We start from the raw sequence: 21,044 nt of genomic DNA, 5'->3' as shown, positions 1-21,044 counted from the left end.
CGGATCGCGATACGCTGCGCGTCCCATTCCTCGACCCACTGACCAGGCGACGGCCGGTGAGCCGACGAGGACTAGCCCGTGTCGCTTGTTCCCATCATCCCTGAGCAGCCGGCCACCGCGGCGACAGATCTGGCGAGCATCGGTTGGACCATTCTCCGGAACCGGCGGCAAAGGCGGCTGCGGCGTAGCGCCGTGTTGATCGGCGACGGCGGCAACGGCGGTAACGGTGAGACCGGCGCAACAGCTCGTGTTGGTGGCGCCGCCGGCACGAACGCCTTCCTGTCCGGCCGCGACGGGATGAACGGGATGCCGCAGCCGCCCAGCCCTCAGGGCGCGATCGCGTCCGCCTCCCGGTCGATGTCGAGCGGCTCGCGACGTGTGGCGCGGTTCTCCCAACGACGCAACGCCTCTCGGCACGACGATTCGACCAGCGCATAACTCACCGCGGCGATCGCAAAGCCAAAGACCAACGTCAACACCAACACCGTCGGCATCCGCCCGGTGAAGGGAAACACCCCGATCACCGGGAACACCATGTCCAACGCGGCCAGGTGCCAAATGAACAGCCCATAGGACCAACGGCCCAAGGTCACCATGACGGCGGTGCCCAGCAGCCGGTGCGGCATGTCGGGCCGGTCCAGCACCAGCGGGGCCACCAGCGCGAAAGCCACCACGGCACCCATGGCGGTTTTCACCGCAAATTGCGTCGCCGTGCCCTGGACCAGGCCGGCCGGCCCGGCCAGTGGGGAGGCCGCCACCAGGTAGGCCGCCACCGCCACCGTGCCGATCAGGATCCGCCGTCGAGCCAACCGGTGCGGCCACCCGATCGGGCCGTGGATCCACTCGGCCAGCAACATGCCCGCGGCGAACCAGGAGAAAAATGCTGGTGGCCAGTTCAGCGGATTCATCCCGGCCCCGGATGCCACCGGCAGCCACGCCCAGACCCAGCTGAGCACTGCCAATGTGGCAATCACCGGCACCCGAGCACGGGTCGGGAGCCGGCGGGCAAGCAACGCGAAGAGCGGCAACGCCATGTAGAAACCGACCTCGACCGACAGGCTCCACATCTGGGTCAGGCCGCCGGTCAGGGTCAGCGGCACGTAGATCTGGGTCAGCGTCAAATTCGCCAGCCACACCGTCAGGCTGGCGTGGTCCGCGTCGGGTAGCAGGGTCAGGATCACGACTACCGCCACCACGTAGGCGGGCATGATTCGGACCACCCGAGATCGCAGGTAGCGGCCCGTCCGAGGGCGCGGCGTCAGGCCGCGCGCGGCCGCGGCATGTCCACGCCACAGCAGGAATCCCGACAACGCAAAAAACACCGAAACCGCCAGATCGAAGCGGCCGAACAGCCTGCCGACCGCCCCGCTGGAGTGGCCGGTCTGGAAAGCGACGTGCGTGACGACCACGCCCATTGCCGCGCAGGCGCGCATACCCTCCACCGCGGGCAGAAAGCTGCGTGTTCCGCCCACCTGCTGGCCGTCGTCGGTCACGATCACAGTCTGCCCCCGATGTGTTCGCTGGCGAATCGGGGTACACGGGCAAAGTGGAGGCAGGTTCGCACACCGGGGCCATACGTTCTGCTGTTAGGGTCAAACGGGTTTTGCCTCGCTGCTTGGTCAGGTCGGAGCGGGTCGCGACCGACGAATCCGTGGTCTGAGAAGGAGGGCACAGCAACGTGAACCGAGCAGTCATGTTGCGCATCGCCGCATTGGGAACGATCGGGCTCGGAGCCGCCCTGTTGATTGCCGCGCTGCTGCTGTCGACCTACACCAGCGGCAAGATCACCAAGATCCCGCTCGACATCGACGCCACCTTGATCAGCGAGGGTTCGGGAACCGCACTGGACTCGGGGTCGCTATCCGGTGAGCACATCGTGATCAACCAGAATGTGCCCCTGGTGTCTCAGCAGCAGGTCACGGTCGAATCGCCCGCCAACGCAGACGTCGTCACGCTTCAGGTAGGCACCTCGGTCCGCCGTACCGACAAGCAGAAGGACACCGGTCTCCTGCTGGCCATCGTCGACACGGTCACCCTCAATCGGGAGACGGCGATGGCCGTTTCGGACGACACTCACACCGGTGGCGCCGTTCAGAAGCCGCGAAACTTCAAAGATGAAAGCCCGCCGACCGCCATCCCGCTGCGGCACGAGGGATTGGCCTACCGCTTCCCATTCCACACCGAGAAGAAGTCCTACCCCTACTTCGATCCGATCGCGCAAAAGGCGTTCGATGTCAACTACGAAGGTGAAGACGACGTCAACGGCTTGACCACATTCCGCTTCACGCAGAACGTCGGCTACAACTCCGATGGCAAGCTCGTTGCGCCGGTCACATACCCGTCGTTGTACGCCGGCGACGAGGACGGCAAGGTCACCACGTCCGCGGCGATGTGGGGCGTTCCGGGAGAGCCCGACGAGCAGATCACCATGACCCGCTACTACGCCGCCCAACGAACCTTTTGGGTGGACCCGGTCACCGGCACCATCGTCAAGGAAACCGAACACGCCAACCACTACTTCGCCCGCGACGCTCTCAAGCCAGAGGTGACGCTGGCCGATTACAAGGTCAGTTCCACCGAAGAAACGGTTGAAACCCAGGTCAACGCGGCCCGTGACGAGCGTGACCGGCTGGCACTGTGGTCGCGGGTGCTGCCGATCACGTTCACCGCCACCGGCCTGATTGCGCTGATCGGCGGTGGGGTCCTGGCATCGTTTAGCCTGCGGACCGAGAGCGCGCTGATCGATCCCAGCTTGGACCGCGCCGACACCGACTACTTGCGACGAGCCGGGCTCGAGCCACCCGTCCCGGGAGCCGAAGCCGAGACCGAGAAACTGCCCACGCAGCGCGGTGAGCTGCCGGACGATCCGAACTCTCCCTCCGACAAACCCCAATCCGGCTCGGCCGACCCGCCCTCGGCGGCGGACTCCGGGTCAGCTGAGCCGCCCGATCCGACCGAACGGTCTTAGCGGCGACAATGCGGGCCAAAACGGCCCGGGAGGACGGCGGGCGTCCACGCTCGTTCAGCGCCGCACGCTGGTTGCGGCCTGGGTACGCCCTGCTGCTGGCGCTGCTGGTGGTTGGGCCGCTTTTGGGACCTGGCTACCTGCTGCTGCGCGATGCGGTGTCTACGCCGCGCTCGTATCTGTCCGCCGGGGCGCTGGGGTTGACCGCTGCGCCCCGAGCCACACCCCAGGACTTCGCAATGGCGCTGGCCTCGCACGTGGTGGACGGCGGGTTGGTGGTTAAGGCGTTCTTGGTACTGGGGCTATGGCTGGCCGGCTGGGGCGCGGCCCAGCTAGTAGCGACAACGCTGCCCGCGGCGGGGGCCGGGGGCCAGTTCGTCGCAATCACCCTTGCTGTCTGGAATCCCTATGTCGCTGAACGGCTTTTGCAAGGCCATTGGAGCCTGTTGTTGGGATATGGCTGTTTGCCATGGGTGGCGACCACGATGCTGCAGCTCCGGATGGTTGGCAGCGGATGCGCGGCTGGGCTTTTCGGCCTGGCTTTCTGGGTAGCGCTGGCCGGATTGACCCCAACCGGCTTGATCCTCGCCGCGGCCGTGGCACTGACCTGTGTGGCGACTCCCGGTGACGGACGGCCGCGATGGCTGTGTGCCGCAGCGGCAGTGAGTGCCGCGCTGGTGGGAGCGCTGCCGTGGTTGACGGCGTCGGCGCTGGGTTCATCGTTGACAACCCACTCGATGAGCAGCGGGCTCGGGATTACCGCATTCGCACCGCGGGCCGAGCCCGGCCTGGGCACGCTGGTCAGCTTGGCTAGCCTTGGCGGCATCTGGAATGGCCAGGCGGTGCCCGACTCTCGGACCACGCTTTTTGCGTTGTCGTCGGCCGCCGTTCTGCTGGGCGTGGTGGCGGCAGGCCTCCCGGTAGTGGCGCGACGGCCGGCGGCGGCGCCGCTGCTGGTGCTGGCCGCGGTAGCCGTGCTGCTGCCGGCGGGGTTGGCGACCGGCCCGGGCCTGCGCGCGTTGGCTGCCGTGGTCGACGCCGCGCCGGGCTTGGGCGTGTTGCGTGACGGCCAAAAATGGGTGGCGCTGGCGATGCCGGGCTATGCGGTATCCGGTGCGGGTGCGGCGGTGACACTGGGCCGGTGGCTGCGGCCCCTGACGCCCGCGGCGACGGCAACGGTGTGCTGCCTGGCGCTGGTGTTGGCCCTGCCCGACCTGGCGTGGGGTGCGTGGGGCAAGGTCGCGCCGGTGCACTACCCGGCCGGGTGGGCGGCCGTCGCGGCGGAAATCAACCGCCAGCCCGGACCGGTTGCGGTCCTGCCAACCGGCACAATGCGGCGTTTCTCCTGGTCAGGTTCCACACCGGTGCTGGATCCGCTGCCCCGCTGGGTTCGCGCCGATGTCCTCGTCGCCGGTGATCTGGTCATTTCCGGGGTAACCGTTCCCGGAGACGGCGCACACGCTCGGGCCGTGCAGGAATTGCTGCTTACCGGACCGGATTCGTCGACCCTGGCCGATGCCGGCGTCGGCTGGGTAGTCGTGGAATTGGGCGCCGCCGGCGCGATGGGCGCTGCTGCCCGCACGCTCAATAAGCTCACACCGGCCTATCGGGACGACGAGTTGGTCCTTTATCGGATCGGCGGCCACGGTGTCGGTGTCTCGTCCGGCCGCCTTCGAGCGACGCTGCTTGCGCATTGGGCGTGGCTGTTGATGCTGCTGGTGGGCGGTGCCGGCATGGCGGCCTGCCGGATACGCCTACAGGTAACCCGGTTTACACCACACCGTTGACGCGGTGGCCGGCTATCACCGATTCCAGCACGGTGCGCAGCGCTTCGGCGCTTTGCTGCCACGAGAATTCGGCACTGCGCACCTGGGCCTTGGCGCCAAGTTGATCACGCAGCACCGAATCGGACAGTAGCCGCTCGAGCCACTCCACCAGTTCGGCGTGACTGTCGACCAATATGCCGGTGACGCCGTCGATGATCGAGTCCGACAGGCCCCCGGAAGATCGGTATCCGACGGTAGGCACGTTGTGCTGGCCCGCTTCCACTACTGCCAGGCCCCAACCCTCCTTGCGGGACGGCAGCAGTTGCACCCAAGATCCTTGCAGCACATGATGTTTGGTTATGTCATCGACATGGCCATGGAAGGTCACCGCATCGGAAATGCCAAGTCGCTGTACATGGTCGACGAGTCGCTGCCGCCACCAGCCGCCACCGACCACGTCGATGTGCAGATTCGGTATCCCCGGGGTTCGTCGACGCAGCTGCGCGACCGCCTGCAAAGCGTCCTCGATCTGCTTGTGCGGCACCAACCGGGACAGCACTACCACCCGCGGCGCGGACGCACGCGGGCCGCGCAACGTTTGCGCTGGCGCCTCGTCGAGACCGTTGCGGACCACCGCAATCCGCTGGCTGTCCACACCGAGGGCGACCAGATCCCGCGCCGACGGCAACGAGACCGTCACGTATTGGTTGTGCCGGTTCAACCGCGGCGACAACGTGGACTCGACAAACCAGCCGAGTCGCCCAAGCACCGGGCCGGCCACCGGCCACTGCTCGCGATGGCAATGGTGCACCAGTAGTACCGTCCGCTGCCCGTAGAGCAGCCGGGCAAGGAACGGCAGACCGTTCTGGGTGTCGACAACCACATCCGGACGTACCCGTCGCAGTGGCCCCAAGCCGAATCGCGCGGCAGCCATCGCCAGCAACGCCCACACGTACACCGAGTAGCGTCCACCGGCTCGGCTGATTCGCACCCCGTCGACCACTTCGCGTCGAGGCGCACCTGGGTAGCGGGCGGTGCGCAGTGTGACCTCAATGCCGGTGGCGGCTAGCTGCGCGCCGATCCGCTGCAAGTAGGTTTCGCTGCCGCCGCCCTGCGGGTGTCCGGTATCGCGCCAGCACAGCAGCAACACCGAGCGCAGTTCAGACATCAGTGGTCAGCCTAGCCTGTCGACGCCATGCGCCAAGCGGAGCGCCCGGGACACTCTCGGCGGCCGGAGCCACCCTCGCGTTAGGCTCGCGGCGATGCGGTGGCGGATGAGCATTGCCCCAGGTGTTACCGACGCTTTCGCGCGGCGGGCAACGCTGCGGCGGTCCCTACAACTGGCGTCGAAATTCCGCTACGAACAGACGGACCCGGCACGCTTCTACGGCGCACTCGCGGGCGACACCGCAACCATGGTCGGCGATCTCTGGCGTGCCACCCATGGCGGCCCCCTCGCCGGCCGTAGTCTGCTCGATGTCGGCGGGGGGCCTGGCTATTTCGCATCGGCATTCGCTGACGCCGGTGTCCGGTATATCGGCGTGGAACCCGACCCCAACGAGATGCACGCGGCGGGACCGGCTCATGCACCTGCGCCGGGCTCGTTTGTCCGGGCCTCGGGTATGGCACTGCCGTTCGCCGACGACGTCGTGGACATCTGCCTGTCGTCCAATGTGGCCGAGCACGTGCCACGCCCCTGGCAACTCGGCGCCGAGATGCTGCGGGTGACTCGGCCGGGCGGACTGGTCGTGCTGTCCTACACCGTCTGGCTCGGCCCGTTCGGTGGCCATGAGATGGGGCTGACCCACTATCTCGGCGGTGCCCGGGCCGCCGCCCGCTATGCGCGCAAACACGGCCATCCAGCGAAGAATAACTACGGGTCGTCGTTGTTTGCGGTGTCCGCCGCCGAGGGGCTGGACTGGGCCACCAGCACTGGAGCCGCGATAGCTGCATTTCCCCGCTACCACCCGCGATGGGCATGGTGGCTAGCGTCGGTGCCCGTGCTGCGGGAGTTCTTGGTGAGTAATCTGGTGCTGGTCCTTCGGGCACCATAATGGAACGTGTTCTCGTTTTGCTTCGGCTTGGGTAGGGTGGCGCCATGGGCGAGAAGACCGAATACGACAAACTCTTCATCGGTGGCAAGTGGACACAGCCATCGACCTCGGACGTCATTGAGGTGCATTGTCCGGCCACCGGGGAGTATGTGGGCAAGGTGCCGTTAGCGGCAGCCGCCGACGTCGACGCCGCCGTGGCGGCGGCTCGCGCGGCATTCGATCACGGGCCCTGGCCCGCGACGCCGCCAAAGGAGCGTGCAGCGGTCATCGCGAACGCCCTCAAGCTCCTCGAGGAGCGCAAGGACCACTTCGCCAAGCTGCTCGCCGACGAGACCGGCCAGCCGCCCACCACCATCGAGACGATGCACTGGATGGGCTCGATGGGAGCGATGAACTTCTTCGCCGGCCCGGCCGTCGACCAGGTCAAATGGAAGGAAATCCGCACCGGCTCCTACGGGCAGACCATCGTCCATCGCGAGCCGATCGGCGTGGTGGGGGCGATCGTGGCGTGGAACGTGCCGCTGTTCCTGGCGGTTAACAAGCTAGGCCCGGCACTGTTGGCCGGCTGCACGGTCGTGCTCAAGCCGGCGGCCGAAACACCCTTGACTGCAAACGCTTTGGCGGAGGTGTTCGCCGAGGCCGGCCTGCCCGACGGTGTGCTGTCGGTGGTGCCCGGCGGGGTTGAGACCGGACAAGCGTTGACATCCAACCCTGACGTCGACTTGTTCACCTTCACCGGCAGCTCGGCGGTCGGCAAGGAGATCGGCCGCCGCGCCGCAGATCTGCTCAAGCCCTGCACACTGGAGCTGGGCGGAAAGTCCGCGGCCATACTCCTCGAGGATGTCGATCTGACCACCGCGATCCCGATGATGGTGTTTTCCGGGATCATGAACACCGGGCAGGCTTGTGTGGGCCAAACACGCATCCTGGCACCACGCTCACGCTACGACGAAATAGTGGACGCGGTAAGCGCTTTCGTGCAGGCCCTACCGATGGGTCCGCCGTCGGACCCCGCCGCCCAGATCGGGTCGCTGATTTCGGAGAAGCAGCGCGCCCGGGTAGAGGGCTACATTGCCAAGGGTATCGAGGAAGGTGCCCGGTTGGTGTGTGGCGGCGGCCGCCCGGAAGGCTCGGACGTCTTAGACAAGGGCTTTTACGTGCAACCCACGGTTTTCGCGGACGTCGACAACAAGATGACCATCGCGCAAGAGGAGATCTTCGGGCCGGTGCTCGTGGTAATCCCCTATGACACCGAGGAGGACGCGGTCACGATCGCCAACGATTCGGTGTACGGCCTGGCCGGCAGCGTATGGACCAGCGATATCGCCAAGGGCATCGAGATCTCGGAGAAGATCCGCACCGGGACCTTCGCCATCAACTGGTACGCCTTTGATCCGTGCTGCCCGTTCGGCGGTTACAAGAATTCCGGCATCGGCCGAGAGAACGGGCCGGAAGGCGTTGAACACTTCACGCAGCAAAAGAGCGTGTTGATGCCGATGGGCCACACCATCGAGGGCTAGCGGCGGTTAGCGGCCCACGAACCGGGCTTGCCGCCGTTCGATGAACGATTGCACCCCCTCGGCGGCATCCTCACTGGTGAACAACGCCCTCATGTCGGGAATCAGCCGCTTGATCGCGGCATCCTCGCCTTCTTGACGCGCCAGGTGCGCCGAGGCCAGGGTGGCCTGCACTCCTAGCGGTGCGGCGCGGTCGGCGATGGTGTGCGCAATTTCGCGGGCCCGGGCCAACGCCGCCGGCGCATCGTCGGCCACTTCCTGCACCAGCCCCACGCGGTGGGCCTCGACCGCGTCGAACTCGTCGCCGGTGAGCAGCCACCGCATGGCGTTACCCCACCCGGCTTCCCGAGGCAGCCGGATCGTCGCCCCGCCGAAGGGGTAGATCCCGCGCTGCACTTCCAGCTGACTGAAGCGGGTTCCCGCCGCCGCGATGCGAATATCGGCGGCCAGCAACAATTCGATGCCCAGCGTCATGCACCAACCGTGGGCCACGGCGACCAAGGGGGTGGTCCACTGGCCGTCCAGTCGCCATGGGTCGCGGCCGTCATCCGGGAACGGCGTCTGCCCGGCCGCGATGCTCGGGCCGACGTCCACGAGATCCAGACCGCCGGTGAAGTGGTCGCCATGGGCGAACAGCACCCCGGCGCGCACCGAGCTGTCGGATTCCAGCAGCGCGTAGGCACGGGACAGATCGGCGAACATCGTCCGATCGAACGAGTTGCGTTTTTGCGGTCGGTTCAGGCCGATCAGCAGGACGTGCCCGTCCCGCTCGAGGGTCACGGTCGATAGCTCAGGCAGGGCGGATTGCGGAACATGCGAAACGGTGGTCATCGGCTCAGTAAATCGCAGAAATATTTACTATGCAATAGAACATAGAAAATTGGGGTGCTATGGGCGGGCCGCCAACTCTTGCGCCGGTGTTCAGCCTAGGAATATGCTGACTTGCATAATCAATGGGCCGGGGGCCCCGGCGCATGAAAAACCACACCTGCCGGGAGTAGTCATGTGGATCGTCGAACTCAACATTGCCGGCTATCGATTCACCCGAGAACTGCGGTTCCGGCCAGCGCGGTTGCGCCCACGCAACCTGCATTTGCCGGTCGCCCGGCACGCACACGGGCACGTGCCCGCCGCATGACCCCGCCCGGCAGCACCCCCGCAAAGCGCGGCGGCACCCGCAACAAGATGCTGATCAGCGCTGCCCAAGTGATGCGTGAACGAGGCGCCGCGGGGGTGACCATTGACTCGGTGCTGGCGCGCAGCGGTGCCCCGCGCGGCTCGGTGTACTACCACTTTCCCGACGGGCGCAATCAGATTCTGATCGAGGCGCTGCGTTACGCGGGCGACTCCATCACTGCCGTGATTGACAAGGCCGCCGGCAAGGGTGCTCGAGTGCTGCTGCGCGAGTTCGTCAATTTCTGGGAACATTTGCTCACCGAGGGCGGCTTCACCGCCGGTTGCCCGGTGGTGGCAGCCGCGATCAGCCCCGCCGACGACGAACTCGAACTAGCCGCCGAGGCCGGCGCCATTCTGAATCGCTGGTGTGCGGCGTTGACGCGGGCATTCGTCACCGACGGTTTTGCCGAGTCGGCCGCAGCCTCGCTGGCGGTGACGTCCGTCGCCGCGCTAGAAGGCGCCATCATCTTGTGCCGGTCGACACGCAGCGTCGAACCGTTGCGCGAAGTCGGTGATCAGCTCGAATTCTTGGTCAAGGCAAGGGAGTTCGTCGCGCGAAACAAAGTCGTGCAGTGAACTCAGTCGCTAGCCGGTAGCGGCTTGACCTCTTTGAGTTGCAGCTTGGTGGCACCGATACTCAATGACCCAGCACCGGGTTTGGTGACCAGCAGTTCGGCGCCGTTGTCGTCGACATAGCGCTTGCCCATCACCGAGCCGTCGGCAAAGTCCGGGTCGAGCTGCCCCGACCGTTCGGCACCGATCGCCACCATCGATGCACCCCCGCATCGCAGGTCATCGAGGCTGTCGGCCGTTCTGACGACGATCACCTGGGTGTCGCATACCTGGCTGGCGAGACGGGTTCCGTTTTTGATCATGATTTCGTTCCTGCTAGTTCTTCGATGATCTCCCGGCGAAGTACCTTGCCGGTGGCGGTCGTTGGCAGCTCGTCGCGAAACACTACCCGGTCGGGGGTGCGCGACCCGCGCAAACTCTTTCGCACGTAGTCGCGCAATTCCGCCGGATCAGGATCAATCCCGCGCTCGGGCACCACCACGGCGACAATGGCCTGCCCCCAATGCGGGTCCTCCACACCAACCACGGCGACATCGCGCACCTGCGGGTGCTCGATCAGCACCTCCTCCAGCTCCGCCGGCGCGATGTTCTCGCCGCCGCGAATGATGGTGTCGTCACTGCGTCCACCAATGAACAGATAGCCGTCTTCATCGAGCATGCCGATGTCCTTCGTCGCGAACCAGCCGGCTTCATCGAGGACCGAACCGATCCCGGTGTAGCGCCCGGATACCTGCTCGCCGCGGACAAACAGCTCACCGGTTTCACCGGGCCCCAACACGGCATCGTCGGGACCGCGGATCTGCAGCTCGATGCCCGGCACCGGACGTCCTACCGACGCCAACCGCCGGGCGACGGTGGCGTCCGAGGCGCACTGCGCCGCCCGGTGATCGTCGGGGGTCAGCACCGCGATAGTCGAGCTGGTTTCGGTCAGGCCGTAGGCGTTGACGAAACCTACGTCCGGCAACAGTTCCAGCGCCCGGCGGACCAGCGGCAGGCCCACCCTAGAACCGCCGTAGGCCAGGTTGCGCAGCGAGGGCAGCTTGTGCTCGCCGGTCTCTAGCACGGTGACGATGCGATCCAGCATCGTCGGCACCACGGTCGCGGTGGTGACCTGCTCGGCATTAACCAGCCGAACCCATTCCGCGGGATCAAAGTTGGTCAGGTAAACCATCTTTCGACCGGCATACAGATTAGACAGCGCGGCACCGATACCGGCGACATGGTAGGGCGGCACACAGATCAGCGCGGCATCGGTCGGTGCGGCCGACTCGAATTCGACCGTCCCGGTGATGTAGCTGGTCAGGTTGTTGTGGGTGAGTTCGACGGCCTTGGGCTGCGACGTGGTACCCGAGGTGAACAACACGATCGCCACCGAATCCGGGTCGGGGAACTCAGCTGCCGGCTCGACGCTACGCGCGGCACGGAGAAATTCGCCGGAGTCCAGCAGCTGCGCCGACCAACCCGCGAGCAGGTCCCGGTAGCGGTCGTCGACGATGACCACGGGCCGCGGCAACCGCCCGATCAGGGCCTGGACACTCGCCGCGGATAGCCGGTAGTTGATCGGCGTGAACGGTAGTCCGGCGCGCGCCGCAGCGAAGACCAGCAGCGGCAGCATCGCGCCCCCGGCGCCAACGTACACCACATGCTCAGCGGCCGATGCCGCAATGACCCCGGCGCCCCCGTCGGCCAGATCACTGAGTTGTTGCGTCGTCAGCCGCGCGTCACCCGACACGTCATGGGACACCAAAGCCACGCGGTCAGGGTTGCTCGACGCAGCCATCTCGAGGAGCAACGCAATGCTCATCCGCAACCCTTCCGGATGCCCGCCTTTACAAAACTAGCTCTTAGTGTAACTTATCTCGGCGGTGGCGAGCCGCCCGGATAGCTCCATCACCCCACGGCCTGCCCCGCTTGCCGAGTTGCGCCGGCAAGCGACCAGATGACTGACGCAACGATCGCGAAAAATGTTGCGGACCAACGCCGTAGCCAACCTGAACCGGCTAGGTACCGGTCCAGCGGGGCGGACGCTTCTCGGCGAACGCGATCGCGCCCTCCTTGGCGTCGTTGGACATGAAGACCGGCGCCAAGATCTTCATTTGTTCGGCGAACCGGGCGTCCAGGCTCCAACCACGGGATTCGGTAATGATCCGTTTGGTGGCCGCCACCGCCAGCGGCCCATTGGCGGTGATCTTTTCAGCCAAAGCGACCGCAGCCTCTAGGGCGGCCCCGGGGTCGGCCAAGACATTGACCAACCCGAGCTCGTGGGCGCGTGCGGCGGGCAGGCTGTCTCCAGTCAGGGCCAGCTCCATGGCGATCGCATAGGGGATGCGCTCAGGAAGGCGCAACAGTCCCCCGCCGCCGGCCACCAAACCACGTTTGACCTCGGGGATTCCGAACGCCGAGTCACTAGCCGCCACAATCATGTCGGTGGCCAACGCCAGCTCCGTACCACCGGCCAACGCGTATCCCTCCACCGCCGCGATGAGTGGTTTGGCGGGCGGCCGTTCGGTGAAGCCCAGCCCCCGGCCCTGGACGACAACGTTCTCGCCGCGGGCGAACGCCTTGAGATCCATGCCCGCGCAAAAGGAACCGCCCGCGCCGGCCAGGATCCCCACCGACAGCCCGGCGTCGTCGTCGAGCCGATCCATCGCATCGGCCAGACCCCGGCTGACCGCGGCGTTGACCGCGTTCTTGGCCTTCGGCCGGTTGATCGTGATGATTAGGATCCGATCGCGTTGTTCGACCAGAACTGCGGGTTCGGCGTCGCCGGATTCTTGGCTCACAGTGCGTCACAGCTCCTTCCGATGTGGATGATGCCCTAGCTCAAGCTTGCGCCATCGCGTCCTCGACGACCGTCAGTTCTTCAGAAATCCCTGCGGCCCTGCGTATTTCGATAAAGTCAGCGATCATGGCCTCGGTCACCTCGTGCGGGTCCTCTACGGTGGCACCGTCTGTGAGTACCGAGATGTTGAGCTGATCGACATAGCTCCACACGGTGATGTTCAGCCCGCTACCAGCGGTCAACGGTCCCACCGAATACAACTCGGTCACCAGCGCACCGCCCACTCGGCCGCGTTCTCGTGGGCCCGGGACGTTCGAGATATTCAAGTTAAGGACCTTGTTCTGCCCGTCGCGGGAAGACATCCACCGAAACGCGGCTTCGGTGCCCGCCGGTGGCCAGTACGCCGCCCAACGGCTGACCAGTTCCGGCCCCAGCAGCTGGTGGCTCTCTTTTGCTGACACCGCGTTTTCGTGTGTCGCCTGAACCCTTTCCAGCGGGTCGTCGCAGTCGACCGGCAGCGCCACCAACATCCCGCTGAAGTGGTTGCCGGATATCCGCTCCGGCGAAAAGTCGTAACTCACCGGGACCGAAGCCAGCAACGGCTCGGCCTTGCCGTCGTAGCGCAACAGCAGGTTGCGCAGGGCTCCGCTGGACATGGCCAGCACCATGTCATTGATCGTCACCCCGAGCTTCTTTCCGGTCACCTTCACATCGGCGAGGGCCAACGTTGCGGTCGCAAACCTGCGCTCCGGGGTGAGCAGGTGGTTCATAAAGGTTGGGGGCGGGGTGAACGGCCGAGTCAGCTCCGGAGATAGCTTCCGTGAGCTGCGCCGCACCCGGGCCAGACCCTGCGCGGTATAACGCATCGTCGCCGGAATCCGTCCAAGATGGCGCAGATGGTCCACCATCGCGGAGCTAATCAACTCCCGCTTGGTGGGAGCCGGATCGGAGACATAGGGGTTACCTTCGGGTCCGGGCAGCAGGCCCATCCCGCGCGCCATCAGGTTTGCCGAGGCCACGCCGTCGGCAAGCGCGTGATGGATTTTGGCAACCACCGCCACTCGGCGGTTGGCAAGCCCCTCGACGAAATACATCTCCCACAACGGATACCGACGATCCAGCGGTGTGCTGGCAATGTGACCGATTGCGTCATCCAATTCGCGCCGGCCGCCTGGGGCGCCGAGCTGCCAGGGCCGGATGTGGTAATCGAGATCGACCGCGCAGTGCTCACGCCACATCGGGTGGTGGAACTTCCACGGGATATCGACCAGCTGATAGCCCAGCGGCTCAAGCTTGCCCAGGCGTTCGCCGATCACGTCACGGAACGCCTCGACACCGAATGGGCGCCGGGCGGGGTCGAGTTCGATCACGGCAACCTTGAGCGTGTGCATGTGCACATTGGGCGTCTCGCTGTATAGCAGTACGGCGTCCCAGCCACTGAGCCGTTTCACCCCAGCCCCCTAGTCATAGCCCGACCATCAGTCGGCCGACCCTCAGATGACCTCTTTCGCAATTCCTCTTCGACCGCGATAGACCTCGTTGAGAAACAGCGAAATCGCATGCGTGGCAGGCCCAGTGCGAGCGCCATCCAGTAGGTCAAAGCCGTGGCCGGCACCCGGAAGCTCCAGGTAAGCGACCAGTGACCGCGATACCGCGCGTAGTCGCTCGACGAAGCTGCGCGCCTGGGCCACCGGAATGACGCTGTCACTGCTGCCGTGTATCACCAGGAATGGCGGCGCGTTGGTATGCACCCGGGCGATCGGTGACGCGTCGCGGAACACCTGCGGATGGCGTCTGATCGACCGTTTGACCACCACTCGCTCCAGGAAGTCCACGAACCGGATGCGTTCGGGAGTGGAGCGGTCCTCCCAGTCGTACCGACCGTAGATGCCGACTACGGCATCGACCGACGTGTCGGCTTCCGGCAGCTCGGGCTGGTAGCCGGGGTCGTTGGCGGTGAGGCCGGCCAACGCGGACAGGTGGCCGCCGGCCGAACATCCCGCTACCGCGATGAAGTCGCGGTCGCCACCAAATTTGTCGACGTTGGCCCGTGCCCACGCGATCGCGGCCTTGACGTCCTGGATATGGCGGGGCCAACGGTGATGCGGCGAGACGCGATAGTCAATAGCCAGGCAGACCCACCCTTGTTCGGCCAACCGTGACAGCAGCGAATAGCCCTGGATGGTGCGACTGCCGTGGATCCAAGCGCCGCCCGGGACGAATAACAGCACCGGCGCGGGTTCGGCCGGCAGCTCCTTGCGGCGCCACACGTCAAGCAATTGGGCCGGACTGTTCCCGTAGTGAACGCCGCTCCGGTGCAAGTAACGGCGGTGCCGCAGGGCGCCCCACACCGGGGGCGTGCGCTGTGGTTCCGGCCAGTCAACGTCTAGGTCGGCGGCCGACACGATGCCGCGCAGCGCCGCTGCCGATACCGCGGTCACGCTCGCCCGGTCGCGACGGCGGACGTCGTTGAGGCCGGGGGTGAGCAGTTCTTTCGTCCTGGCGGAGAGAAATACCGGCGCCTGCCGGGCACCCCAGACACTCATCGCGGTAGCTCCGCCCAGCGGCTCGAGATGCTTACCCACCACCGGCAGCGATGCACCAGCAACACTCAAAGCCAGCAGGTAATCGGCCGGACGGGCGCGTAGCAACCACTTCATGCGGGACATCATTGTCGGACCGCTCGCCGTCATGTGGGGGAGCGTACTCCTTCAGATTGGCAAGGCCTTGAGACTTCTTGAGACTTCTTGAGCCTGTCGCCAAGTTTCCCGCTGCGCCAACCGGCGCTAGGGCGCAGAACCTATTCGCTGAGGATCCTGCCGACGCTCCAGGACGAGTCGTGCCCCGTATGCGAGGGCGCTGACGGCGAAGATCACCGCGGTCAGCAGCAGCCATCTGCCCAAGAATGGCTGTTGTGTCTGGCCGGTCGCCGCCTGATATGTCGCAGCACCCTGTTCGATGATGCCCGGCAAGAAGACGAGCAGGGTGAGGCCGGCGGCCAGCACCGGGACCCGAAGGTAATTGCGGGCCGACACCGCCGGGCGATACCGACGGGTTCTACGCCCGACCAGTCTGTCCAGAATCCAGTCGGCCAGCGCATAGAGGGGAAAGAGCACCAGGTCGTGGCAGATGACCGCGGCGGCGAGCCACACCACAATCGACTGCCACCAGGTCCCTGGATTCCACAGCGCCGCCGGCGTGAAGGTCGCCACCAGGTAGCCCAGCAACGCGAAGCCGGACAACATGGTCAGCAGGTGCAACGGATGCGCTCCGTAGTATTCGCCCAACCGCTTGCCGAATTTCCGCATCTCAGCGCGCCTCGAATTCGATCGACGCCACCCATTTGGTGTTGTGCACGCCCGGCAACGCGGGAACGATGATGCGCGCGGGGTAGCCATGATCCAGGGGCAGGTCCTGGCCGTTAACCCGCAACGCCAGCAGCGCATCGGGATCGGTGACCTGGTTGGCCTGCAGGACCGCCGAGCCAAAGGCGCCACCGCGCTGCAGTGACGCCACCCGAGCCGAGCGTGGTTGCGGCACCCCGGCCATCCGCGCCAAGTCCGTCAGACGCACCCCGCCCCAGGTCTGGACCGTCGACCACCCTTCGACGCAGGCGATCGGCAGCCGCGCAGTATGTTGCGGCAGTGCGGCCAGGGCGGCGCGATCCAGATCCACCTGCGCGGGTCCGCCACGCAGCAGCAGCCGCCAACCCGCCCCGACGCTGTCCGGCGTGATGCCGGCCGTTGCGGCGGTTTTGTTGACCGGGAAGTCACCGCCGGCTCGGGCCGACCGACCTCGGGGCAGCAGCAGAGCGAGATTGCGGGTGGCCCCGCCGAGGGTCTGCCCGACGGTCAGTGCCGCGATCAGCAACACACCGGAACCAACCAAAGCCAGCGACCCGCGCCGGCTCATCGTCGGTTCGGCCGGGTCGGCGGCCACCAGGCCGGTGGCATCGGGCGGTTCTGGGTGGGTATCAGTCACGTTGGTGCGCAGCACTTCTCGCAACGACAACGACCGCAGCCCGGTGATCATATGCGGAATTTTGACCACGATGTGCAGGAGAAAACCGGCGATGAACACCCAGGCCCCGAAATAGTGCCCGGTGTAGAAGCTGAACCCGAAGATGTAGTCATATTGGATGTTGAGCACACCGGTGACGATCTCGAACAACACCCCACCGACCAGCATCAACAGCGACAGCCGCTCAAGCAGCTGGGCGATCGAACGAGCGGGTGGCCAGACGAACAATTTCGGAATCACCGACCAAAGCTTGGCCAGCACCACCGGGATGATCACCAGGCCCAGCCCCACATGCACGCCCTGGGTCAAACGATAAAGCCACGACGGGCGGGTGGGCCAGGCGAAGCTGGGCAGTCGCAGCCAGCCGACATCGCCGGGAATGGCCTGACCGAACTGCGGCGCGTAGGCCACGTAGGACAGCAGTCCAGTCAGGGTCACGATCGGCAGTGTCACCAACAGCACCAGGCCGAACACCGATGTCAGCCACGGGCCGCGCAGCGGGCTTCGAAACCGAGCCAACCGCTGCACTCCCGGCGGCGGATGCCCTTCCAGCGTCCGCCATAGCCGAGCGGGGAACCCGTAGCCGTTATCTTGTTCGCCCTCTTCGGGGTCTGGCACCTCGTGCTCGCTCATAGGGCCACCAGATCCGCGATGACCCGGCCACCGACCAATTCAACGCTGGTCAGTGTGAGACCTACCTGCGCGGCCAGCAGGGCCGCGCTGTCCACCCCGACCGAGGCCCACCGAAACCACGGGCCGACATCGCACGCCGACTCCAGCCGAACCCAGCGGGCGTGAATACCGATGGTCTGGGTGTCGAACTCGGCCACGCAACGCCCACCGGGAGACAGTAGCTCGGCGGCGCGGCCCAGAATCCTAAGCGGGTCTCCGCCGAGCCCCACATTTCCGTCGATCAACAGGACCGTCTGCCAGCAGCCCATGCCGGGCAACGGTTCGAAGACGTCACCCAGCATGGCCGGGGCACCCCCGCGGCCGGCCAGCCGGATGGCGGCCGCAGATCGGTCGATGCCCAGCGCCGGGATCCCCCGCTGCACCAATCGTGCGATCAGCCGTCCGGGCCCGCAGCCCAGCTCGATGGTCGGGCCGCTGCACCTCTGCGCCACCGCCTCGTCGAAGATCTCATCGCTGGAGGAATCCGAGGCGGAAACCTGCCGGGACGCTCGGTCGGCCAGCCAACGGTGCGTCGGTAACAGACGCAACTCACCGTCGTCATGACGGAGCCAGCATCGCTCACCGCTAAGTGCCCGATCGTACAGATGCCCCAGCATTCCACGCCCCTTGCATCGTGCCCGACCAGGTCCACGCCCGGCTACCACGCTGGCACTATCCAAGCGCGCCAGCAAGTCCCTCGGTACCCCGATCGTCAATCGTCTACACCAAAGCCTGCCAAGAGGCACGTCCGCAAGAGGTCAAATGGTTCAGCAAGCGCCACGTTGCGGCGGAACTCGGGGATCGGCTGACACGCCGCGTGGGTTAGGCAATAATCGAACATTCGGCAGTTGGATCAGCGCCGGACACGCGCGGAGGGCATGCCGGTATCGCGGGCTCCGGTCACAGCTGTGGTTTGCCGAGCTCCCGCTGGCCGGTGATCTGCCCGGTGATCCACCCACCCACGCTGGTCGCCAAGGCCCCTGGGCACCGCTTCGCTGATTTATCACATGCCGGCGAGTCATTGTGCGTTGTAAACAATTTCACCACCGATGATGGTCGCCCGCACCATGTCGGCACTCAACTCGGCCAGCACCGCCGCGGGTGGCTGCGAAAGCACACATAGGTCGCCCGGCTGTCCGGCCGCTATGCCGCGCGGCCGGCCCGGTGCTTCTGGGAACCCCAGGAACATCGCCAAAGCCGCTTGTGCAGAAACGCATTCGCCGATGTTGAGGACGGCACCACTGGGTGTGGTGCGGTGCACTGCCGCGCGCATGGCCGCCCACGGGTCGCCCTGGCCGAACGGCATGTCCGTGGAAAATGCAACGCGAACATTTGCGTTCAACAACGACGCGACCCGCCACAGTTCACCCTGCTCGGCCGGCGGGATTTCGGCGAGGTACTGGTCGCCACGCTCGGCAACGAAGTTGGGTTGCGTCACCACTGTGACGCCCAGGTCGGCCAGGTCGGGCAGGGCGTCGTCGGGCACCACGGCGGCATGCTCGATCCGATCGAGCGGATGGCTGCCGGCGGCACGCAATGCCGCGATGGTCACCACCAGTTGTGCCGCGGTGACGCTGTGGACGGCGACCGGTCGATTTGCGTTGTGGCGGCACGAGATCCACGCGGTCAGATCGTCCAGATCCAACCGGTCGTCCTGCAGGATCTTTTTGCCCGGGGATAAGAACCGTAGCCGCGGCCGGAATTCGCCCCGCCGATGCGCCACCATCAGCGCGACCATGTCTTCGGCGCCGACATCGGGGGTGGCATCGGTGACCCCGGTGACACCGACCGCGGCGAGTCGATCGCTCAACTCCGCAAGGCCGGTATCAGCTGGCCGCAGTGCATCGGACCAACCGGGATCGGTGCTGCGCAGCCGACCGTCGACGTGGTCAACCAACCCAATTTGGCTCAGCGCGGCGGAGTTGAGGAACCACATCGCTCCGCTGCGGTGCTGCACCCGCAGGGGAACATCGGGCACCACGGCATCGAGGAGATGGCGATCCAGCCGTCCGGCCACCGATTCGTGATAGCCGACGGCGCGAATCCAGCCATCCACGCCCGGCTCCGCTTGCGAAAGGGCTTGGGCGAACAGATCTTTGGTAACCACGCCAGGCGGCCCAAGGGCCAGCGATTCCAGAGCGGAAGCCGCCGAGCGCAGGTGCACGTGGTGGTCATGCAGACCGGGCACAACGGCCCCCCCGGCGGCGTCGAGCACGCCCTCCCCCGGCCACGTGGCCAGGGCTTCGCCGACCTCGTCGATCCGGGCTCCGACCCGGATATCACACATCGTCTCGTCCAACAATGTGGCCCGCCGAATCAGCATGCTCGACCGAGCCTTTCAGAGACAAGGCGACGCACTGCGGCACCGTCGGCCCCCAGCTCGGCGGCGGCGCTGGCCGGTGGTGGCGGCGGCGCCGGCGGCCCAACCGGCTCGGCCGCGGCCGGTGTCTCGACAGGCAGCGCCGCGTACGTCGCGGCAACGGCGGCCATGGACACGTCGATGAGTTCGCCGCCCCCGCGGCGCAGCGACTCGCTGACCGCACGCGTCGCCTCCAGCCCGGACAGTGGGTCAGCGATCGCGTCGCCGCAGAATACCGGTCCTTGCGCGGACGAGCCGACCAAGCCACCGGCCACCGCCGCATCGTCACCAAACGCGGGACGGCCGGAATGCTCGCCATATCCGTTGATGCGCAGCCAGATTCGTCCAGAACGCGGGGCGACATGGTCAGGGCCAAACCCTCGGCGGGCCAGCGCGGCCGGCCGCGATCCCTCGATGACGACATCGGCAACCGCTAACAGGTCTCGTAGCTCACCGGCCTGCTGGTCGAAATCTAGGCAGTAGGACAACTTTTCACCGTTGATCCAGTCGAAGAAGCCACGATTTCCGGCGCGAGTCCCGTCCGGGCGTCGGGGGCTTTCGACCTTGACGACGGTTGCTCCGGACCGGGCCAGCAGGTACCCGCAGAGGGGGCCGGCCCACATCGACGACAGGTCGGCGACCAGCAGGCCGGCCGGGCCGCCCATGTACCCCGGCGAAGCGATGCGACGTGTCCGCGGCCGTTCGGCGACAACTTCACCGAGAGCCGCCGCGGGAATGTCCAGCAACTCGGCCCGCTCGACGATCGTTGACACCGAACGCGAGGTGGCCCACCGCCGCAGCACCGGCCAGGGATCTTCGGGGCGCTGATCGACTTGCACCAGCGCCGGAACCGCGTCAATGTCCTCGGAGCGCGAAAGAGTAACGGCAAACCAGCCGTCCATTGCTGGTAGCAACCGGCTCGCACCCCCGGGTGACGTCCGGCCCGCGCGTGCCAGCCCGAGTAATCCGGCTCGTCCAGTCAACAGAGTGGCCGCATCAGCAGCGATCGCTTCGGCGCGGGCGAGCACGTTGCAGCGAGAGAAGTCCGGCGGCCCACCGGGCTGGCCGGTCAGGTAGGCCAGCCCGCTGCTACCCCACTTGGGGGCCCACGGAGACGGCACCGAGCTCACACCACCAATGGTGCTCGCGGCCCGCGCGAC

Annotated in this window: 18 protein-coding genes; 5 read left to right on the top strand and 13 right to left on the bottom strand. The window is 66.2% G+C overall.

Going from position 1 to position 21,044, the window contains the following annotated elements; genetic code table 11:
- Positions 1 to 326 precede the first annotated feature (326 nt).
- Positions 327 to 1,433, bottom strand: a complete 1,107-nt coding sequence (locus tag MB901379_RS01865) for an acyltransferase family protein (RefSeq protein WP_408632348.1) — start codon at positions 1,431 to 1,433, stop codon at positions 327 to 329.
- 245 nt (positions 1,434 to 1,678) lie between these two features.
- On the opposite strand from MB901379_RS01865, the gene MB901379_RS01860 reads away from it, so the two are divergent.
- Together MB901379_RS01860 and MB901379_RS01855 are read left to right on the top strand one after the other, a co-directional pair.
- On the top strand, positions 1,679 to 2,968 hold the full coding sequence (locus MB901379_RS01860; protein ID WP_158015059.1) for a porin PorA family protein: 1,290 nt from the start codon (positions 1,679 to 1,681) through the stop codon (positions 2,966 to 2,968).
- Between the two features lie 8 nt (positions 2,969 to 2,976).
- A complete protein-coding gene (locus tag MB901379_RS01855; RefSeq protein WP_158015058.1) occupies positions 2,977 to 4,752 on the top strand; it encodes a hypothetical protein in 1,776 nt (591 codons plus the stop codon).
- Here the strand turns inward: MB901379_RS01855 and MB901379_RS01850 are convergent.
- The gene (locus MB901379_RS01850) at positions 4,736 to 5,899 is read right to left on the bottom strand and encodes a glycosyltransferase family 4 protein (RefSeq protein WP_158015057.1); all 1,164 of its coding nucleotides are present in this window, start codon (positions 5,897 to 5,899) and stop codon (positions 4,736 to 4,738) included. The two genes, MB901379_RS01855 and MB901379_RS01850, sit on opposite strands and share 17 nt — an antisense overlap.
- Before the next feature lie 106 nt (positions 5,900 to 6,005).
- Between MB901379_RS01850 and MB901379_RS01845 the strand changes: the two genes are divergently transcribed.
- Both MB901379_RS01845 and MB901379_RS01840 read left to right on the top strand, forming a co-directional pair.
- Entirely contained in the window at positions 6,006 to 6,785 is a 780-nt protein-coding gene (locus tag MB901379_RS01845) for a class I SAM-dependent methyltransferase (RefSeq protein ID WP_162334298.1), read from the top strand.
- 44 nt (positions 6,786 to 6,829) lie between these two features.
- Entirely contained in the window at positions 6,830 to 8,305 is a 1,476-nt protein-coding gene (locus MB901379_RS01840) for an aldehyde dehydrogenase (RefSeq protein WP_158015055.1), read from the top strand.
- Positions 8,306 to 8,311: 6 nt separating this feature from the next.
- Here MB901379_RS01840 and MB901379_RS01835 read toward each other — a convergent pair whose 3' ends face one another.
- Positions 8,312 to 9,133, bottom strand: a complete 822-nt coding sequence (locus MB901379_RS01835) for a crotonase/enoyl-CoA hydratase family protein (RefSeq protein ID WP_158015054.1) — start codon at positions 9,131 to 9,133, stop codon at positions 8,312 to 8,314.
- 303 nt (positions 9,134 to 9,436) lie between these two features.
- Here MB901379_RS01835 and MB901379_RS01830 point away from each other — a divergent pair, with 303 nt between their 5' ends.
- A complete protein-coding gene (locus MB901379_RS01830) occupies positions 9,437 to 10,054 on the top strand; it encodes a TetR/AcrR family transcriptional regulator (RefSeq protein WP_158015053.1) in 618 nt (205 codons plus the stop codon).
- 2 nt (positions 10,055 to 10,056) lie between these two features.
- Here MB901379_RS01830 and MB901379_RS01825 read toward each other — a convergent pair whose 3' ends face one another.
- From MB901379_RS01825 to MB901379_RS01780, 10 genes are all read right to left on the bottom strand, one after another.
- Complete coding sequence (locus tag MB901379_RS01825) at positions 10,057 to 10,353, bottom strand: hypothetical protein (RefSeq protein WP_158015052.1); 297 nt, start codon at positions 10,351 to 10,353, stop codon at positions 10,057 to 10,059.
- Complete coding sequence (locus MB901379_RS01820; RefSeq protein ID WP_158015051.1) at positions 10,350 to 11,855, bottom strand: class I adenylate-forming enzyme family protein; 1,506 nt, start codon at positions 11,853 to 11,855, stop codon at positions 10,350 to 10,352. Before MB901379_RS01820 ends, MB901379_RS01825 begins: the two co-directional genes overlap by 4 nt.
- 196 nt (positions 11,856 to 12,051) lie before the next feature.
- Positions 12,052 to 12,834, bottom strand: coding sequence for a crotonase/enoyl-CoA hydratase family protein (locus MB901379_RS01815; RefSeq protein WP_158015050.1), 783 nt, complete (start codon positions 12,832 to 12,834; stop codon positions 12,052 to 12,054).
- A 40-nt stretch (positions 12,835 to 12,874) separates the two neighbouring features.
- Positions 12,875 to 14,284: a WS/DGAT/MGAT family O-acyltransferase gene (locus MB901379_RS01810; protein ID WP_158015049.1), complete on the bottom strand. Its 1,410-nt coding sequence runs from the start codon at positions 14,282 to 14,284 to the stop codon at positions 12,875 to 12,877.
- A gap of 42 nt (positions 14,285 to 14,326) precedes the next feature.
- Entirely contained in the window at positions 14,327 to 15,526 is a 1,200-nt protein-coding gene (locus MB901379_RS01805; protein WP_158015048.1) for an alpha/beta hydrolase, read from the bottom strand.
- A 93-nt stretch (positions 15,527 to 15,619) separates the two neighbouring features.
- Positions 15,620 to 16,141: a hypothetical protein gene (locus MB901379_RS01800; RefSeq protein WP_158015047.1), complete on the bottom strand. Its 522-nt coding sequence runs from the start codon at positions 16,139 to 16,141 to the stop codon at positions 15,620 to 15,622.
- Between the two features lies 1 nt (position 16,142).
- Positions 16,143 to 17,471 (bottom strand): molybdopterin-dependent oxidoreductase, encoded by a 1,329-nt coding sequence (locus MB901379_RS01795; RefSeq protein WP_158018876.1) that lies wholly within the window; start codon positions 17,469 to 17,471, stop codon positions 16,143 to 16,145.
- Between the two features lie 11 nt (positions 17,472 to 17,482).
- Entirely contained in the window at positions 17,483 to 18,142 is a 660-nt protein-coding gene (locus MB901379_RS01790; RefSeq protein WP_158015046.1) for a class I SAM-dependent methyltransferase, read from the bottom strand.
- Positions 18,143 to 18,543: 401 nt separating this feature from the next.
- The gene (locus MB901379_RS01785; RefSeq protein WP_158015045.1) at positions 18,544 to 19,848 is read right to left on the bottom strand and encodes an amidohydrolase family protein; all 1,305 of its coding nucleotides are present in this window, start codon (positions 19,846 to 19,848) and stop codon (positions 18,544 to 18,546) included.
- Positions 19,842 to 21,023, bottom strand: coding sequence for a CoA transferase (locus tag MB901379_RS01780; RefSeq protein WP_158018875.1), 1,182 nt, complete (start codon positions 21,021 to 21,023; stop codon positions 19,842 to 19,844). Before MB901379_RS01780 ends, MB901379_RS01785 begins: the two co-directional genes overlap by 7 nt.
- Positions 21,024 to 21,044: the final 21 nt, after the last annotated feature.

This window comes from Mycobacterium basiliense (genome assembly GCF_900292015.1).
In the GTDB taxonomy this organism is placed as follows: domain Bacteria; phylum Actinomycetota; class Actinomycetes; order Mycobacteriales; family Mycobacteriaceae; genus Mycobacterium; species Mycobacterium basiliense.
This window is presented reverse-complemented; position numbering and strand designations above follow the sequence as displayed.

Excerpts from the sequence above, each read along its gene's own strand:
- MB901379_RS01865 (WP_408632348.1), bottom strand. The coding sequence starts at position 1,433 with ATGCGCGCCTGCGCGGCAATGGGCGTGGTCGTCACGCACGTCGCTTTC.
- MB901379_RS01855 (WP_158015058.1), top strand. The coding sequence starts at position 2,977 with ATGCGGGCCAAAACGGCCCGGGAGGACGGCGGGCGTCCACGCTCGTTC.
- MB901379_RS01850 (WP_158015057.1), bottom strand. The coding sequence starts at position 5,899 with ATGTCTGAACTGCGCTCGGTGTTGCTGCTGTGCTGGCGCGATACCGGA.
- MB901379_RS01845 (WP_162334298.1), top strand. The coding sequence starts at position 6,006 with ATGAGCATTGCCCCAGGTGTTACCGACGCTTTCGCGCGGCGGGCAACG.
- MB901379_RS01840 (WP_158015055.1), top strand. The coding sequence starts at position 6,830 with ATGGGCGAGAAGACCGAATACGACAAACTCTTCATCGGTGGCAAGTGG.
- MB901379_RS01835 (WP_158015054.1), bottom strand. The coding sequence starts at position 9,133 with ATGACCACCGTTTCGCATGTTCCGCAATCCGCCCTGCCTGAGCTATCG.
- MB901379_RS01830 (WP_158015053.1), top strand. The coding sequence starts at position 9,437 with ATGACCCCGCCCGGCAGCACCCCCGCAAAGCGCGGCGGCACCCGCAAC.
- MB901379_RS01825 (WP_158015052.1), bottom strand. The coding sequence starts at position 10,353 with ATGATCAAAAACGGAACCCGTCTCGCCAGCCAGGTATGCGACACCCAG.
- MB901379_RS01820 (WP_158015051.1), bottom strand. The coding sequence starts at position 11,855 with ATGAGCATTGCGTTGCTCCTCGAGATGGCTGCGTCGAGCAACCCTGAC.
- MB901379_RS01805 (WP_158015048.1), bottom strand. The coding sequence starts at position 15,526 with ATGACGGCGAGCGGTCCGACAATGATGTCCCGCATGAAGTGGTTGCTA.
- MB901379_RS01800 (WP_158015047.1), bottom strand. The coding sequence starts at position 16,141 with ATGCGGAAATTCGGCAAGCGGTTGGGCGAATACTACGGAGCGCATCCG.
- MB901379_RS01790 (WP_158015046.1), bottom strand. The coding sequence starts at position 18,142 with ATGCTGGGGCATCTGTACGATCGGGCACTTAGCGGTGAGCGATGCTGG.
- MB901379_RS01785 (WP_158015045.1), bottom strand. The coding sequence starts at position 19,848 with ATGCTGATTCGGCGGGCCACATTGTTGGACGAGACGATGTGTGATATC.